The following is a 16133-nucleotide window of genomic DNA, read 5'->3' on the forward strand; positions in this document are numbered from 1 at the left end:
CGAATGGTGGGCGCCTATGCTCGGCCTCGTGGAAAACCACTCCTTGCCTCGCACAGCTGCCTTCTTTGACCTGGACAAGACGGTCATTGCGAAGTCGAGCACTCTCACGTTCAGCAAGTCGTTCTACCAAGGCGGCCTGATCAACCGCAGGGCGGTACTCCGAACCGCATATGCACAGTTCGTCTTCCTCGCCGGCGGAGCCGACCACGACCAGATGGAGGGGATGCGCAAGTACCTCTCCGCGCTCTGCCGCGGATGGAACGTACAGCAGGTCAAGGAGATCGTCGCCGAGACGCTGCACGACCTGATCGACCCGATCATCTACGACGAGGCCGCGTCCCTCATCGAGGAGCACCACACCGCCGGACGTGACGTCGTCATCGTCTCCACCTCGGGTGCCGAGGTCGTCGAGCCGATCGGCGAACTCCTGGGCGCGGACCGGGTGGTGGCGACCCGGATGGTCGTCGGCGACGACGGCTGCTTCACCGGAGAGGTGGAGTACTACGCCTACGGCCCCACCAAGGCGACGGCGATCAAGGAACTCGCGCAGTCCGAGGGGTACGACCTCGACCGCTGCTACGCCTACAGCGACTCGGCGACCGATCTCCCCATGCTCGAGTCCGTCGGGCATCCGCACGCGGTCAACCCCGATCGCACGCTGCGCCGCGAGGCTCTCGCGCGCGGGTGGCCGATTCTCGACTTCCACCGCCCGGTCAGGCTCAAGCAGCGGCGCCCGGCACCGTCGCGCCCCGCGCTCGTCGCCGTCGCGGCGGTGGGCGCGGCGGCGGCCACGGCGGGGCTTGTGTGGTTCGCGAGTCGCCGCCGGACAACACGCGCCCGATTCGCCCTTATTTGAACCTAAAAGTAAAGAAGTAGCGCCACCACTTCCGCTTACCTCAGGACAGGAGTACAAAGGAGTCAACGGCCCGCGAGACCAAGGACATCCGAGAGGATCACCTTAGAACGCAACAAGGCCCCACGGACCGAAGCATGAACACCGAGCACCCACGCGACGTCGACCCGTCGATTACGGGCCAGCCGCACCAGGCCACGGGCCAAGTTCCCGACCTGATGGGCAACTTTCGAGGACGCTTGGTAACACGGTGAACATGCCAGCGGCGGTACGAGTTCTCGTACCGCCGCAACCCTGTTCAGGGCCTTCTTTAAAGTTGAGGACCTTCTTTAGAGAAGCCTCACAGGCACGCCACGCCTTACAGGCAGCAGGTCACGCCGCGCCGCGCTGCAGCGCCTCGCAGACCGCGGTCGACTCCCTGACCCCCAGTTCGACCGCACGCCCACAGTGGGCGATCCAGGCGGCCATCCCCTCCGGCGTACCGGACGCGTAGCCGTCGAGCGCCGCCACGTACGCCGCCCGCCCCTGTTCCGCGTGCCCCGCCTCGGCCGGGCAGATGGACTTCGGGTCGAGTCCGCTGCCCACCAGGACGATGCGCTCGGCCGCCCGTGCGACCAGACCGTTGCGCGAGCCGAACGGGCGCAGGCTCAGCAGCTCGCCGTGGACCACGGCCGCCGTCACCAGAGCGGGGGCCGAGCCGCCGGCGATGATCAGCTGCGAAAGGCCTTCCAGCCGGCCTGCCACCTCGTACGAGTCCGGCAGAGCCAGCTCGACCAGTGGCTCGTCGACGGGCTCGCCCGCGAGGCGCGGCCGACCCGCCGCCTCGTCGGCCTCCGCGGCGGCGACCAGATGCAGGCGGGCCAGGACCCGGAGCGGTGACTGCCGCCAGATGGACAGGAGTTGACCGGCCTCCGCGGTCAGCCGCAGGGCCGCGCCGACCGTGCGGGCCTCGTCGTCGCCGCTGAAATCGCTGCGTCGGCGCACCTCTTCGAGGGCCCAGTCGGCGCCGGTGAGCGCCGCCGAGCCGCGCGCGCCGCGCAGCGCCGCCTCGGAGGTGACCTCGTTGCTGCGGCGCCGCATGATCCGGTGACCGTAGACCCGGTCCACGGCCTTGCGCATGGAGTCCACGGAGTCGGCCACGCCGGGCAGGGCGCCAAGGGCCGCGAGCGGATCGGCTGTCGTACTCATGAGTACGACCCTACGCAACCCCGACGCCGCTCCTACGAAGGAGTGGTCTTCTTCACGCGAAGTGGATACCCCAGGTAATTGACCGACTACCCTTGGTGAACATGAAGATCGCTTTCGTAGGGAAGGGCGGCAGCGGCAAGACCACGCTGTCCTCGCTCTTCATCCGACACCTCGCCGCCACCGGTGCGCCGGTCCTCGCGGTGGACGCCGACATCAACCAGCACCTGGGCCCCGCTCTCGGTCTCGACGAGAAGGTCGCCGCCGAGCTGCCCGCCATGGGCGCGCGTCTCCCCCTCATCAAGGACTATCTGCGGGGCTCCAATCCGCGGATCGCCTCCGCCGACACGATGATCAAGACGACGCCGCCCGGCGAGGGCTCGCGGATCCTGCGGGTGCGCGAGGACAATCCCGTGTACGACGCGTGCGCTCGGCCGGTGGAACTCGACGGCGCGGCCGTGCGTTTGATGGTCACAGGGCCGTTCACCGAAGCCGACCTCGGTGTCGCCTGCTACCACTCCAAGACGGGTGCGGTGGAGCTGTTCCTGAACCACCTGGTCGACGGACGCGACGAGTACGCGGTCGTCGACATGACCGCCGGTTCGGACTCCTTCGCGTCCGGCATGTTCACCCGCTTCGACATGACGTTCCTGGTGGCCGAGCCGACCCGGAAGGGGGTCTCCGTCTATCGCCAGTACAAGGACTACGCACGGGACTTCGGCGTCGACCTCAAGGTCGTCGGCAACAAGGTGCAGGGCCAGGACGACATCGGCTTCCTGCGTGAGCAGGTGGGCGACGACCTCCTGGTGACGGTCGGGCACTCGGACTGGGTGCGCGCCATGGAGAAGGGCCGCCCGCCCCGGTTCGAACTCCTGGAGGAGGACAACCGCCGCTCCCTGCACGCGCTTCAGGCCGCCGCGGACGCCTCGTACGAGCGCAGGGACTGGGACCGCTACACGCGCCAGATGGTCCACTTCCACCTGAAGAACGCGCAGAGCTGGGGCAACGAGAGGACGGGTGCCGACCTGGCTGCGCAGGTCGACCCCGACTTCGTACTCGGTGAGCGGGCCGTCGCCACGGCCTGAACATCCCCCGGGGTGCTACGGCTTGGCTGCCGGGGCGCCCGGGACGCCCTTGGGGGCCGGTGCGGGCTGGGCGGAGAGGTAGGACGCCCAGCCCTCCTTCGGGGCCTTGCCGACCCTGAGCTTGGTGAGGCGCTCCACGGTCTGCGGGTCCTGGGCGTCGAGCCAGTCGGCGAGCTGGCGGAAGGAGACGCAGCGCACCTCCCGCTTGGTGCAGACCGACTCGATCGTCTCCTCGATGGCACGCATGTACGTGCCGCCGTTCCAGGACTCGAAGTGGTTGCCGATGATCAGCGGGGCGCGGTTGCCCTTGTAGGCACGGTCGAAGCCCTGCAACAGGCCGTCGCGCATCTGGTCGCCCCAGTACTCGTGCTTGTCCGGGTCACCCTGGGACGTCGTACCCGACTGGTTCACCATGAAGTTGTAGTCCATGGTGAGCGTCTCGAACTTGCGGCCCGGGACCGGGACAAGCTGCATCGACAGGTCCCAGAGGCCTTGCTTCTTCTTGGGCCAGACCTGGTTGTTGACGCCGCTGGTGTCGTAGCGGAAGCCCAGCTCGCGGGCCGCCCGCATGAAGTTCTTCTGTCCTTCGAGGCAGGGGGTGCGGGCGCCGATGAGTTCCTTGTCGTAGTCGAAGGGCAGCGGCTGCGCCTTCTTCGTGCCCGTGTTCGTCTTCCAGGCCTTCACAAAGGACTTGGCCTGCTCGATCTCGCTCTTCCACTCCTTGACCGACCACTGCCCCACGCCACCACTGGTGCCGCAGAAGTGGCCGTTGAAGTGGGTGCCCACCTCGTTGCCTTCGAGCCAGGCACCGCGGAGCTGCTCCACGGTGTCCTTGATTCCCTTGCGGTCGTTGAAGCCGATGTCCGAGCTGCCCGCCAGGTGCTGCGGCGGGTCGTAGAGCTTTCGCTTCGACTCGGGGAGCATGTACACGCCGCTGAGGAAGTACGTCATCGTGGCGTCGTTCCGCTTGGCCACCTTGCGGAAGTGCGAGAAGAGCTTCTGACTGTCCTCGCCGGCTCCGTCCCAGGAGAAGACCACGAACTGCGGCGGCTTCTGGCCGGGTCTCAGTCGTGCGGGTCTGGGCAGGTGCGGCTGACGGCCGGTGAAGGCCGTGGAGCCGTCGCCGATCATGCGGACCGCGCTCTTGGGAGCCGGCGCGGGAGATGCCTTCTTGGCGCCGTGCGCGCCTTCCTTGGTGCCGGAGTCGCCGGTCGCGCAACCGGCCAGTCCCGCGACGCATGCCACGAGGGCGGTGATGCCCGCGGCGATCCGCTGGATCCTCTGGGTGGCGGCCATCTTCCGCCCACCTTCTTCCTTCACGTCGGCTTGGAGTCGGCAGGCCGCCGGGCATTTCAAGGCGGATTGCACCGAAATGCCCGGCAGCGCCGCCAACGTCGCACGGAGGCACGGGGCGTTATGTACGACAAGCCGACGAATAGTTTTAATCACTCTTGAGAGTGATCTAATGACCCATTTGCCGTGTTTGTCTGTACGGCATCTTTACTCTCCATTACGATCCGTTTACCGAGAGTTGAGAGATCCCGCCGCTGCACGCCGTGACCCACGGCCGCGACCCGACCTCCGGAGACCGCCGGAGGACCCCTAGTCCCGCGACCGCGCTGCCCCGGAGGAGACGGGAAGACATGTCTGCTTGCGCCCCCACCCACGCCACCGACTCGGCCCACGCATCACGCGACCACGAGCCCCACGCCCCGCCGCCCGGCAAGTTCCGCAAGTTCCGGAACTTCCGCATCGCGGGCGCGGATCTGTCCGCGTCCATCGCCGTATTCCTGATCGCCCTGCCGCTGTCCCTGGGCATCGCGCTCGCCACCGGAGCCCCGCTCCAGGCGGGCCTCGTCGCCGCCGCCGTCGGCGGCCTGGTCGCCGGATGGATCGGGGGCTCACCGCTCCAGGTCAGCGGCCCCGCCGCAGGGCTCACGGTCGTCACCGCCGACCTCATCCACCAGTACGGCTGGCGGACCACCTGCGCCATCACCGTCCTCGCCGGAATCTCCCAACTCGGCCTCGGATGCCTGCGCGTGGCCCGCTCGGCACTCGCCGTCAGCCCCGCCGTCGTCCACGGCATGCTGGCCGGCATCGGCATCGCGATCGCCGTCGCCCAGCTGCACATCGTGCTCGGCGGCACACCGCAGAGCGCCGTGCTCGACAACCTCGGCGCGCTGCCCGCCCAGTTGGCCGCACTACAGCCGGGCGCGGTGTCCATCAGCGCGCTGACGCTGGCGGTCCTGCTGCTCTGGCCACGGATCCCCGGCCGCGTGGGCAGAGCCGTCCGTGTCGTCCCCGCCGCCCTCGTCTCCGTGGCCGCTGCGACGGCTGTCGCCTCCCTCGCCGGGCTGAGCGTGGCCAAGGTCGACCTGCCGTCGTGGCGCAGTCACGCGCTGGTGGGCATGCCCGAAGGACCCGTGCTCGGGCTCGTCGCCGCCGTCCTCACCGTCACGCTCGTCTGCAGCGTGCAGTCCCTGCTCGGCGCCGTCGCCGTGGACAAGCTCGCCGCCGGGCGGCGCGGCCCGAACACCGGCGGCGTCCGCTCCGACCTCAACCGCGAACTGCTGGGCCAGGGTGCCGCCAACACCGTGTCCGGGATCCTGGGCGGGCTCCCCGTCGCCGGGGTCGCGGTGCGTTCCGTGGCCAATGTGCGAGCCGGAGCCGTCAGCCGGAACTCCGCGATGCTGCACGGCGTTTGGGTAGTAGCGGCCGCCCTCCTCATGGTCCCCCTGCTCGAGCTGATCCCGCTCGCCGCGCTCGCCGCCCTGGTCATGGCGGTGGGCATCCAGATGGTGAGCCTGAACCACATCCGCACCATCACCCGCCACCGCGAGATCCTCGTCTACGGCGTCACCACACTCGGCGTCGTCTGCTTCGGCGTCCTCGAAGGCGTGACACTCGGCGTCGCCGTCGCCGTGGCCGTCGCGATGCACCGCCTGGCGCGTACGCGGATCACGCACACCGAGGCGGACGGCGTCCACCACGTGCGCGTGCGTGGCCAGTTGACGTTCCTCGCCGTGCCCCGACTCAGCAGAGCGCTGCACCTCGTTCCGCACGGCGCTTCCACGATCGTGGAGCTGGACGGTTCCTTCATGGACCACGCGGCGTACGAAGCACTGCAGTGCTGGCAGGACGCCCACACCGCGCAGGGCGGCACCGTCGAGGTCACCGGTCGCGCGGGGACCCGGATCGCCGAGCCCGCGAGCGCGTCGCACTCGTGCTGCCGGCCCTGGACGGCCTGGCGCAACCACCACTGCGACCGGCCCCAAGAGGCCCCCAGGGGCGAGCCGCGTCCCAGTGCGCATCAACTGGCCAGCGGAATCAGCGCGTTCCAGCGGAACACGGCGCCGCATGTGCGCGGTGAGCTGGCCCGCCTTGCGCGCGAGGGGCAGCAGCCCTCGCAGCTCTTCCTGACCTGCGCCGACTCCCGGCTCGTCACGTCGATGATCACGTCGAGCGGTCCCGGTGACCTCTTCGTCGTACGCAATGTCGGCAATCTGGTGCCGCTGCCGGGCGCCGAGAGCGGGGACGACTCGGTGGCCGCGGCGATCGAGTACGCCGTGGACGTACTGAAGGTGCGGTCCATCACCGTCTGCGGGCACTCCGGATGCGGGGCGATGCAGGCGCTGCTCAACACCCCGCCCGGGGGCGCCCAGACTCCCCTGCGGCGGTGGCTGCGGCACGGGATGCCGAGCCTTGAGCGGCTGGCGGCGCACAAGGACGAGTGGGCACGGCTCGCGGGCCGTGCGCCGGCCGACACCGTCGAGCAGCTCTGCCTGACCAATGTGGTGCAGCAGTTGGAGCACCTGCGCGGCCATGAGGCGGTGGCGCGGCGCATGGCCGAGGGCGACCTCGAACTGCACGGCATGTACTTCCATGTCGGCGAGGCCCAGGCCTATCTGCTCACCGACAGCCCGGACGAGGTCTTCGACCAGGTGACGCCGTCGCCGCACGAAGGCTCGCCGCGCGAGAAGTCTCGCGATAAGTCCCCGGCCAGGAGGTCCCTGGGCAAGGCGTCACCGGCCAAGGATCTCCCTCGTGAAGAACCACCCACGCGAGTAAAGGTCTAAACCAATTTTCGGCAGGCTCTTGTCACCAGGGGTTCGCGTCTGATGAGCTGAGGCTTTGGACACAACGGACACCCTGGGAATGGGAGATGTCGTGAGCAACGAAAGCCTGGCCAACCTTCTTAAAGAAGAGCGAAGGTTCGCGCCGCCGGCCGACCTGGCGGCCAACGCCAACGTCACCGCGGAGGCGTATGAACAGGCCAAGGCTGACAGGCTCGGCTTCTGGGCCGAGCAGGCCCGCCGCCTGACCTGGGCCACCGAACCGACCGAGACGCTCGACTGGTCGAACCCGCCGTTCGCGAAGTGGTTCGCGGACGGCAAGCTCAACGTCGCGTACAACTGCGTCGACCGCCACGTCGAGGCGGGCAACGGCGACCGCGTGGCGATCCACTTCGAGGGTGAGCCCGGCGACAGCCGGGCCATCACCTACGCCGAACTCAAGGACGAGGTCAGCCGGGCGGCCAACGCGCTGACCGAACTCGGCGTCCGGCAGGGCGACCGCGTCGCCGTCTATCTGCCGATGATCCCCGAGGCCGTGGTGTCGATGCTGGCCTGTGCCCGCATCGGCGCCGCGCACTCTGTGGTCTTCGGCGGCTTCTCCGCCGACGCCATCGCCAAGCGCGTGAAGGACGCCGACGCCAAGGTCGTCATCACCTCCGACGGCGGCTACCGCAGGGGCAAGCCCGCCGCCCTCAAGCCCGCCGTCGACGACGCCGTGGCGCGCGAGGACAGCTCCGTCGAGCATGTCCTCGTCGTACGCCGCACCGGCCAGGACGTGGCCTGGACCGAGGGCCGCGACGTGTGGTGGCACGAGCTCACCGAGCGCCAGTCCGCCGAACACACGCCCGAGGCGTTCGACGCGGAGAACCCGCTCTTCATCCTCTACACGTCGGGTACGACGGGTAAGCCGAAGGGCATCCTGCACACCTCCGGCGGTTATCTCACGCAGGCGGCCTACACCCACCACGCCGTCTTTGACCTCAAGCCGGAGACCGATGTCTACTGGTGCACGGCCGACATCGGCTGGGTCACCGGGCACTCGTACATCACGTACGGCCCGCTGGCGAACGGCGCGACGCAGGTCATGTACGAGGGCACGCCCGACACCCCGCACCAGGGGCGCTTCTGGGAGATCGTCCAGAAGTACGGCGTGACGATCCTCTACACGGCGCCCACCGCGATTCGTACGTTCATGAAGTGGGGCGACGACATCCCCGCGAAGTTCGACCTCAGCAGCCTGCGGGTCCTCGGCTCGGTCGGTGAGCCGATCAACCCCGAGGCGTGGATGTGGTACCGGAAGAACATCGGCGCCGACAAGTGCCCCATCGTGGACACCTGGTGGCAGACCGAGACCGGCGCGATGATGATCTCGCCGCTGCCTGGCGTGACCGAGACCAAGCCGGGAAGCGCCCAGCGCGCGCTGCCGGGCATCTCGGCGACCGTCGTCGACGACGAGGCCCGCGAAGTCCCGGACGGCGGGGGCGGCTACCTCGTCCTCACCGAGCCGTGGCCCTCGATGCTGCGGACCATCTGGGGCGACGACCAGCGCTTCATCGATACGTACTGGTCGCGTTTCGAGGGCAGGTACTTCGCCGGTGACGGCGCCAAGAAGGACGACGACGGCGACATCTGGCTGCTCGGCCGGGTGGACGACGTGATGCTCGTGTCCGGGCACAACATCTCGACCACCGAGGTCGAGTCGGCGCTCGTCTCGCACCCCGCGGTCGCCGAGGCGGCCGTCGTGGGCGCGGCGGACGAGACGACCGGGCAGGCCATCGTCGCGTTCGTGATCCTGCGGGGCACGGCGAACGCCGACGACGAGGGGCTCGTGGCGGAGCTGCGGAACCACGTGGGCACGGCGCTGGGCCCGATCGCCAAGCCGAAGCGCGTCATGCCGGTGGCCGAACTGCCCAAGACGCGGTCCGGGAAGATCATGCGGCGGCTCCTTCGGGACGTCGCCGAGAACCGCGAGCTGGGTGACGTCACCACGCTCACGGACTCCTCCGTGATGGACCTGATCCAGACCAAGCTGCCGGCAGCGCCGAGCGAGGACTGAGTCACCAGGCTTCTCCCGGAGAACCCCGAAGGGCCGCCCGGCACCGCGCCGGGTGGCCCTTTTGCACTTAAGGTGAAGATCACCGGATGGCCCCCGCGCACGGCGGCACGTCGGCAAGGCGGCACGTTAGGTACGCTAAGGATCGCGTCAAAAGAGCGACAAAAAAGCGACAAGAAGTACCTAGGTGCGCCGGGAAGTCTGGTCGGCATGTGATGAGTCCTGCCTACCGACCGGAGGTCGACCCCCGTGGCCGCGCCCGCACCCCACAACAACCGCAAGGTTCTCGGACGGCTCACGCTGCCCGAGCGGAACTTCGTCGCGAACGCGCTGCGGGCCGAGACCGTCGGTGGTGTCCTCCTCCTCATCGCCGCCGTCACCGCGCTGATCTGGGCGAACACCGCCGGCGGCTCTTACGAGAGCGTGAGCGGCTTCCACCTGGGGCCCAGCGCTCTCGGCCTCGACCTCTCCATCGAACACTGGGCGGCCGACGGACTGCTCGCCGTCTTCTTCTTCGTCGCCGGGATCGAACTCAAGCGTGAGCTGGTCGCGGGCGATCTGCGCGACCCGAAGGCCGCCGCGCTGCCCGTCATCGCCGCGCTCTGCGGCATGGCCGTACCCGCTCTCGTATACGTCCTGGTCAACACGGTCGGCGGCGGTTCCATGGACGGCTGGGCGGTGCCGACCGCCACGGACATCGCCTTCGCGCTCGCGGTCCTCGCGGTCATCGGCACCTCGCTGCCGTCCGCGCTGCGCGCCTTCCTGCTCACCCTCGCCGTCGTCGACGACCTCTTCGCGATCATGATCATCGCGGTCTTCTTCACCAGCGACCTCAACTTCGCCGCGCTCGGCGGCGCGGTCCTCGGGCTCGCGGTCTTCTGGCTGCTGCTCCGTAAGAACGTACGAGGCTGGTACGTCTACGTTCCGCTGGCCCTGGTCATCTGGGGGCTGATGTACAACAGCGGCATCCACGCCACCATCGCCGGAGTCGCGATGGGTCTGATGCTGCGCTGCACCCGCCGCGAGGGCGAGGAGCACTCGCCGGGTGAGCACATCGAGCACCTTGTGCGTCCTGTGTCCGCCGGACTCGCCGTGCCGCTGTTCGCGTTGTTCAGCGCCGGTGTCGCGGTGTCGGGCGGCGCCCTCGGGGACGTATTCAGCAAGCCGGAGACGCTCGGTGTCGTGTTCGGTCTCGTCGTCGGCAAGGCGGTCGGCATCTTCGGCGGCACCTGGCTCGCCGCGCGCTTCACCAAGGCCGAACTCAATGACGAACTGGCCTGGCCCGACGTCTTCGCGGTCTCCTCGCTGGCCGGCATCGGCTTCACCGTCTCGCTGCTGATCGGCGAACTCGCCTTCACCGAGGACCCGCTGCTCACCGGCGAGATCAAGGCCGCCGTCCTGATGGGCTCGCTCATCGCGGCCGTACTCTCCGGGATCCTGCTCAAGCTGCGCAACGCCCGATACCGCGCGCTGTACGAGGAAGAGGAGCGTGACGACGACCTCGACGGCATCCCCGACGTGTACGAACAGGACAAACCCGAGTACCACCTGCGGATGGCCGCGATCTATGAAAAGAAGGCAGCCGAACACCGCAGGCTTGCCGAAGTGTCGGCCGGGGCACGCGCAGATGACGACGGTCCGGCATGATCTGAGCAGACTTGACTGCGCGGAACGAGCCGCGTGGTCGTATCTGAACAGACGTATCCGAACAGACGTGTGTGAGCAGGCTTAAGCAGGCTTACCGAGAAGGGGAGAACGCGATGAGCGCACCCGACGGACCCGTCGGCACCGAACGCAGCCTCGGCCAGCTGGTCTCCACGGCGACCAGCGAGATGTCGGCGCTGGTGCACGACGAGATCGCGCTGGCCAAGGCCCAGCTGCGGCAGGACGTCAAGCGGGGTGCGATCGGCGGCTCCGCGTTCGCCGCGGCAGGGACGGTGCTGATCTTCTCGCTGCCGATGCTGAGCTTCGCGCTCGCGTACGGCATCCGCACCTGGAGCGGCTGGAACATGGCCATCTGCTTCGTGCTCTCCTTCGCGGCGAACGTGCTGGTCGCGGGCGTGCTCGCGCTGATCGGCGTCGTCTTCGCGAAGAAGGCCAAGAAGGGCAAGGGCCCGCAGAAGGCCGCCGCATCGGCCAAGGAGACGGCCGCCGTACTGGGGAACGTCAAACCGCACCCGCGTTCGGTGAGCCCCGCGGGTACCGCCGTCGTCGCGGTGGGCCCGTCCGGTGCCACCCTCGACCGTGGCGATGGGAAGGCCGCGGCTGTGGCACGCTCGTCTTCATGACGGACTCCGCCCAGCCTGTCCCCCTTCCGGCCCAACCGACATCGCCCGTACGCGTCGAAGGGCCCTGGACCCACCGGGACGTCGCCGCCAACGGCGCGCGCTTCCACACCGCCGAGATGGGCGACGGGCCGCTCGTGCTGCTCCTGCACGGCTTTCCGCAGTTCTGGTGGACCTGGCGGCACCAGATGGTGGCGCTCGCCGACGCCGGGTTCCGTGCGGTCGCGATGGACCTGCGGGGCGTGGGCGGCAGCGACCGTACGCCGCGTGGTTACGACCCGGCGAACCTCGCGCTCGACATCACGGGCGTCGTGCGGTCGCTCGGTGAGCCGGACGCCGCGCTCGTCGGGCACGACCTGGGCGGATACCTCGCGTGGACGGCGGCCGTGATGCGGCCCAAGCTGGTGCGCCGCCTCGCCGTCTCCTCGATGCCGCATCCGCGGCGCTGGCGCTCGGCGATGCTGTCGGACCGCAAGCAGACCGCCGCGAGTTCGTACGTGTGGGGCTTCCAGCGGCCGTGGCTGCCCGAGCGTCAACTCGTCGCGGACGACGCGGCTCTGGTGGGGCGTCTGGTGCGGGACTGGTCGGGGCCGCGGCTCCCGGACGACGAGACGGTGGAGGCGTACCGCCGTGCGATGACGATTCCGTCGACGGCGCACTGCGCGATCGAGCCCTACCGCTGGATGGTGCGTTCGATGGCGCGTCCGGACGGCATCCAGTTCAACCGGCGCATGAAGCGGCCCGTGCGGGTCCCCACGCTGCATCTGCACGGCTCGCTCGACCCGGTGATGCGTACGCGGAGTGCCGCGGGTTCGGGTGAGTACGTCGAAGCGCCTTACCGGTGGCGGCTGTTCGACGGTCTCGGGCACTTTCCGCAGGAGGAGGACCCGGTCGCCTTCTCGACCGAGCTGGTGAACTGGCTGAAGGATCCCGAGCCGGACCGGTAGGGCTGCCGAGCCTCGATTCCGGGCCGTGCGAACACCTGTCCTTCGAACGGCCAATTGCCTCCCGCATAGGCCAATTGGGGCCCGTGGGCGCGATTACCGACCTTGAGGCACGGGCACACGTCGGGGTATGGGCTGGACGCACGACTACAGTGACGCAGCACGCAATCGCCGCTCGGCCACAGCGCTGAACAGCCGTGAGAGGGGCGGTCCGCACGATCCGGGCCATGAAGGCCCTGTTCAAGGCATCGGCATCCCCCGCATTCTGCGCCGCAGGGCCCGCTGGGTCTCGGCGCGGCTGCGCCATACACGCGACTGATCCGCCCTGCGGGCCCGCTCGGCGACTGTTCCGCCCGGCTAGAGCGCCCCGGCTAGAGCGCGCAACCCTCGCTGTCGACCTCTTGGTTGGCGGTGCGGCCTGCCTTGATGTCCTCGCGGACCTCGTCGGCGGTCAGCGCGTACCCGGTGTCCGGGTCGTCGAGTGACTTCGCGAAGACCACTCCGTAGACCTTTCCTTCGGGCGTGAGCAGCGGGCCGCCGGAGTTGCCCTGGCGGACGGTCGCGTAGAGCGAGTACACGTCGCGGCGCACGGTGCCCCGGTGGTAGATGTCCGGGCCGTTGGCCGTGATGCGCCCCCGCACGCGCGCGGGGCGGACGTCGTACGGGCCGTTCTCGGGGAAGCCCGCGACGATCGCGTTGTCACCGCTGGCCGCGTCCTTCGACGTGAACTGCAGCGGGGTCGCCTGGAGGGTCGGCACGTCCAGTACGGCGATGTCGCGCTCCCAGTCGTAGAGCACGACCTTTGCGTCGTACGTCCTGCCGTCTCCGCCTATCTGCACCGTCGGCTCGTCCACGCCTCCGACCACATGCGCGTTGGTCATGACGCGGCGGTCGGAGAAGACGAAGCCGGTGCCTTCGAGGACCTTGCCGCAGCCGCGGGCCTCGCCCTGCACCTTCACGATGGAGCGCTTGGCCTTCGTGACGACCGCGCTCTTGGCGAGCCTCGGGTCGGGGGCCTGGACCTCGGTGATGGGCTCGTTCGAGAACGGGCTGAAGACCTGCGGGAAGCCGTTGCGCGCGAGGACGGATGAGAAGTCCGCGAACCAGGTGTCGGCCTGGTTGGGCAGGGTGCGCGAGACACCGAGCAGGATCTTGGAGTTGCGTACTTCCTTGCCGACCGTCGGCAGCGTCGTGCCCGCGAGGGCGGAGCCGATCAGCCAGGCGACGAGGAGCATCGCCACCACGTTGACCAGCGCGCCGCCCGTGGCGTCCAGGGCGCGGGCGGGCTGCCAAGTGATGTACCGGCGGAGCTTGTTGCCCAGGTGGGTGGTGAAGGCCTGGCCGATGGAGGCACAGACGATCACGATGACCACGGCGACGACGGCGGCCGTCGTGCTCACCGCTCCCTCGTCGTCCGTGAGGGCGCCCCAGATGACGGGCAGCAGATACACCGCGACGAGGCCGCCGCCCAGAAACCCGATCACCGACAGGATGCCGACGACGAATCCTTGGCGGTAGCCGATGACCGCGAACCATACGGCGGCGACCACCAACAGGATGTCCAGCACGTTCACCGATTCAATCCTCGCCTCGCATCGCGGTCGCCACGTCCCCGCAACCTTGTCATGCGCGCCAGTCGAGCGGCACCTGCTTGGTGCGGTCCCAGGGGCGCTCCCACCCTGCGAAGTGCAGGATCCTGTCGATCACTCCGGCCGTAAAACCCCAGACCAGGGCGGATTCGACGAGGAACGCCGGGCCTCGGTGGCCGCTGGGATGAACCGTCGTCGCGCGGTTGCCGGGATCCGTGAGATCAGACACGGGGACCGTGAAGACGCGGGCCGTCTCGGCCGGGTCGACGACGCCGACGGGGGTCGGCGTGCGCCACCAGCCGAGCACGGGGGTCACCACGAAGTCGCTCACCGGGATGAAGAGTTTGGGCAGCACGCCGAAGAGCTGAACTCCACGGGGGTCGAGTCCGGTCTCCTCCTCGGCCTCGCGCAGAGCGGCGCGCAAGGGGCCGTCCGTCAGCGGGTCGCCGTCCTCGGGGTCGAGGGAGCCGCCGGGGAACGAGGGCTGCCCGGCATGCGACCTGAGGGAGCTCGAGCGCTCCATGAGGAGCAGCTCGGGGCCGTGCGCGCCCTCTCCGAAGAGGATCAGGACCGCGGACTGGCGCCCCGCGCCGCTCTCCGGGGGCAGGAAGCGGCTCAGCTGGGTCGGCTGGAGCGTCCCGGCGGCGCGGACGACGGGGTCCAGCCAGGCGGGGAGTCCTTCCGTGCTGAGGCGCACGTGTCCGTTGGGGCTGCCTGTGCCGGCGTGCCCCTGGAAGCCGTTCCCATCGCTCATGTGCGTATCGCTCGTGTCGGTTGTCTCGCTCGTGTCGCTCGCGTGCGTCATCGGCACCCCCGTCCGTTCCTGGACAACGCCTGTGCCCCCTCGGTTCGTTCCTCGGTCATGCGGCGCCGAGCGGGGGCGCGGGCTTTCCCGGGTAGTCCGGCGGGGGCTTGAGGCGCTGGCCCGGCAGGCCGCCCATCTCGTACTTCAGGAGCTTCTTCGCCTTCTCCGGGTCCGTCTCGCCCTCTCCGTACGACGGGCAGAGGCCGGCGATCGGACAGGCGCCGCAGGCGGGCTTGCGGGAGTGGCAGATCCGGCGGCCGTGGAAGATCACGCGGTGCGAGAGCATCGTCCACTCGCTCTTGGGGAAGAGGTCGGCGATCGCGGCCTCGACCTTCACCGGGTCGGTCTCCTCGGTCCACTTCCAGCGCCGGACGAGCCGCCCGAAGTGGGTGTCCACGGTGATGCCGGGGACTCCGAAGGCGTTGCCGAGCACGACGAACGCGGTCTTGCGTCCTACGCCGGGCAGCTTGACCAGGTCCTCTATGCGGCCGGGGACCTCGCCGCCGTGGTTGTCCCGCAGGGCGGCGGCGAGCCCCATGATCGACTTCGTCTTCGCCCGGAAGAAGCCGGTCGGCCTGATCAGCTCCTCGACTTCCTCGGGGTTGGCGGCGGCCAGGTCCTCCGGGGTCGGGTACGCGGCGAAGAGGCGCGGGGTCGTCTGATTCACCCGCAGGTCGGTGGTCTGCGCGGAGAGGACCGTGGCGATCAGGAGCTCGAAGGGGTTCTCGAAGTCCAACTCGGGGTGGGCGTACGAGTACACCTCCGCGAGCTCGCGGTTGATGCGGCGGGCTCGGCGGACGAGGGCGGCCCGGGACTCGGGCTTGGCCTTCGGCGCGGACTTCTTCGCGAGCGTGGCTTGCTTCGCCGTGGCGACGGCGGTCTTTGTCGCCGTGGCGGTCTTCTTCGCCGGGGCGGCTTTCTTCGCCGTGGCGCTCTTCTTCACCGTGGCGGCCTTCTTCACTGCGGCAGTCTTCTTCGCCGGGGCGGGCTTCGCCTCGCCCGCGAGGTCCTGTTTCTTCGCCGAAGCCTTCTTCACCGGTGGCACCCTTGTCCCTTTTGTCGCATTCTCTGACCCACCGGAAGCCTGTTCGCCCACAGCGGAATCACGGTGAGCGGTACGCTTCCCAGCCCCCTTGGCCTGTGCTCTCACCGGCTTTTTGGACACCCGGCCAGCCTAGAGCCCGACACTGACATCCGCCCCGGACCCTTTGGATCGGCCCCCAATTGGCCCCCTCCCGCACAGCTCGCCACGCCAGTGCGG

13 protein-coding genes are annotated in these 16133 nt (G+C 69.1%); 8 read left to right on the forward strand and 5 right to left on the reverse strand.

The features are described from left to right. Positions 1–16: 16 nt before the first annotated feature. Entirely contained in the window at positions 17–856 is an 840-nt protein-coding gene (locus ACGFX9_RS28310) for an HAD family hydrolase (RefSeq protein WP_393478073.1), read from the forward strand. Between the two features lie 369 nt (positions 857–1225). On the opposite strand, the gene ACGFX9_RS28315 is transcribed toward ACGFX9_RS28310, so the two are convergent. After that, entirely contained in the window at positions 1226–2041 is an 816-nt protein-coding gene (locus tag ACGFX9_RS28315; protein WP_393478078.1) for an oxidoreductase, read from the reverse strand. A gap of 101 nt (positions 2042–2142) precedes the next feature. On the opposite strand from ACGFX9_RS28315, the gene ACGFX9_RS28320 reads away from it, so the two are divergent. Then, positions 2143–3123 carry an ATP-binding protein gene (locus ACGFX9_RS28320; protein ID WP_393478082.1) on the forward strand — a complete coding sequence of 327 codons (981 nt, stop codon included), beginning with the start codon at positions 2143–2145 and terminating at the stop codon, positions 3121–3123. Between the two features lie 15 nt (positions 3124–3138). On the opposite strand, the gene ACGFX9_RS28325 is transcribed toward ACGFX9_RS28320, so the two are convergent. Continuing rightward, positions 3139–4419, reverse strand: coding sequence for a hypothetical protein (locus tag ACGFX9_RS28325; RefSeq protein WP_393478086.1), 1281 nt, complete (start codon positions 4417–4419; stop codon positions 3139–3141). A 347-nt stretch (positions 4420–4766) separates the two neighbouring features. Here ACGFX9_RS28325 and ACGFX9_RS28330 point away from each other — a divergent pair, with 347 nt between their 5' ends. The 6 genes from ACGFX9_RS28330 to ACGFX9_RS28355 all read left to right on the forward strand — a co-directional run bounded on the left by ACGFX9_RS28330 (position 4767) and on the right by ACGFX9_RS28355 (position 12797). Next, complete coding sequence (locus ACGFX9_RS28330; RefSeq protein ID WP_393478090.1) at positions 4767–7199, forward strand: bifunctional SulP family inorganic anion transporter/carbonic anhydrase; 2433 nt, start codon at positions 4767–4769, stop codon at positions 7197–7199. A 79-nt stretch (positions 7200–7278) separates the two neighbouring features. Further along, the gene (gene acs / locus ACGFX9_RS28335; protein WP_393478095.1) at positions 7279–9252 is read left to right on the forward strand and encodes an acetate--CoA ligase; all 1974 of its coding nucleotides are present in this window, start codon (positions 7279–7281) and stop codon (positions 9250–9252) included. Positions 9253–9498: 246 nt separating this feature from the next. After that, positions 9499–10896 (forward strand): Na+/H+ antiporter NhaA, encoded by a 1398-nt coding sequence (gene nhaA, locus ACGFX9_RS28340; RefSeq protein ID WP_393478100.1) that lies wholly within the window; start codon positions 9499–9501, stop codon positions 10894–10896. Between the two features lie 113 nt (positions 10897–11009). Next, positions 11010–11537: a phage holin family protein gene (locus tag ACGFX9_RS28345; protein ID WP_393478103.1), complete on the forward strand. Its 528-nt coding sequence runs from the start codon at positions 11010–11012 to the stop codon at positions 11535–11537. Continuing rightward, on the forward strand, positions 11534–12481 hold the full coding sequence (locus ACGFX9_RS28350; protein ID WP_393478108.1) for an alpha/beta fold hydrolase: 948 nt from the start codon (positions 11534–11536) through the stop codon (positions 12479–12481). The genes ACGFX9_RS28345 and ACGFX9_RS28350 overlap by 4 nt, the downstream gene beginning before the upstream one ends. 127 nt (positions 12482–12608) lie before the next feature. Then, positions 12609–12797 carry a hypothetical protein gene (locus ACGFX9_RS28355; RefSeq protein WP_393478113.1) on the forward strand — a complete coding sequence of 63 codons (189 nt, stop codon included), beginning with the start codon at positions 12609–12611 and terminating at the stop codon, positions 12795–12797. A gap of 52 nt (positions 12798–12849) precedes the next feature. On the opposite strand, the gene ACGFX9_RS28360 is transcribed toward ACGFX9_RS28355, so the two are convergent. The 3 genes from ACGFX9_RS28360 to nth form a co-directional block, all read right to left on the reverse strand. Then, the gene (locus tag ACGFX9_RS28360) at positions 12850–14052 is read right to left on the reverse strand and encodes a MarP family serine protease (protein ID WP_393478118.1); all 1203 of its coding nucleotides are present in this window, start codon (positions 14050–14052) and stop codon (positions 12850–12852) included. A gap of 49 nt (positions 14053–14101) precedes the next feature. After that, complete coding sequence (locus tag ACGFX9_RS28365; protein ID WP_393478121.1) at positions 14102–14821, reverse strand: NUDIX hydrolase; 720 nt, start codon at positions 14819–14821, stop codon at positions 14102–14104. A gap of 106 nt (positions 14822–14927) precedes the next feature. Continuing rightward, positions 14928–16037 (reverse strand): endonuclease III, encoded by a 1110-nt coding sequence (gene nth, locus ACGFX9_RS28370; protein ID WP_393478123.1) that lies wholly within the window; start codon positions 16035–16037, stop codon positions 14928–14930. Positions 16038–16133 lie beyond the last annotated feature (96 nt).

Source organism: Streptomyces sp. NPDC048436 (assembly GCF_043200355.1).
In the GTDB taxonomy this organism is placed as follows: domain Bacteria; phylum Actinomycetota; class Actinomycetes; order Streptomycetales; family Streptomycetaceae; genus Streptomyces.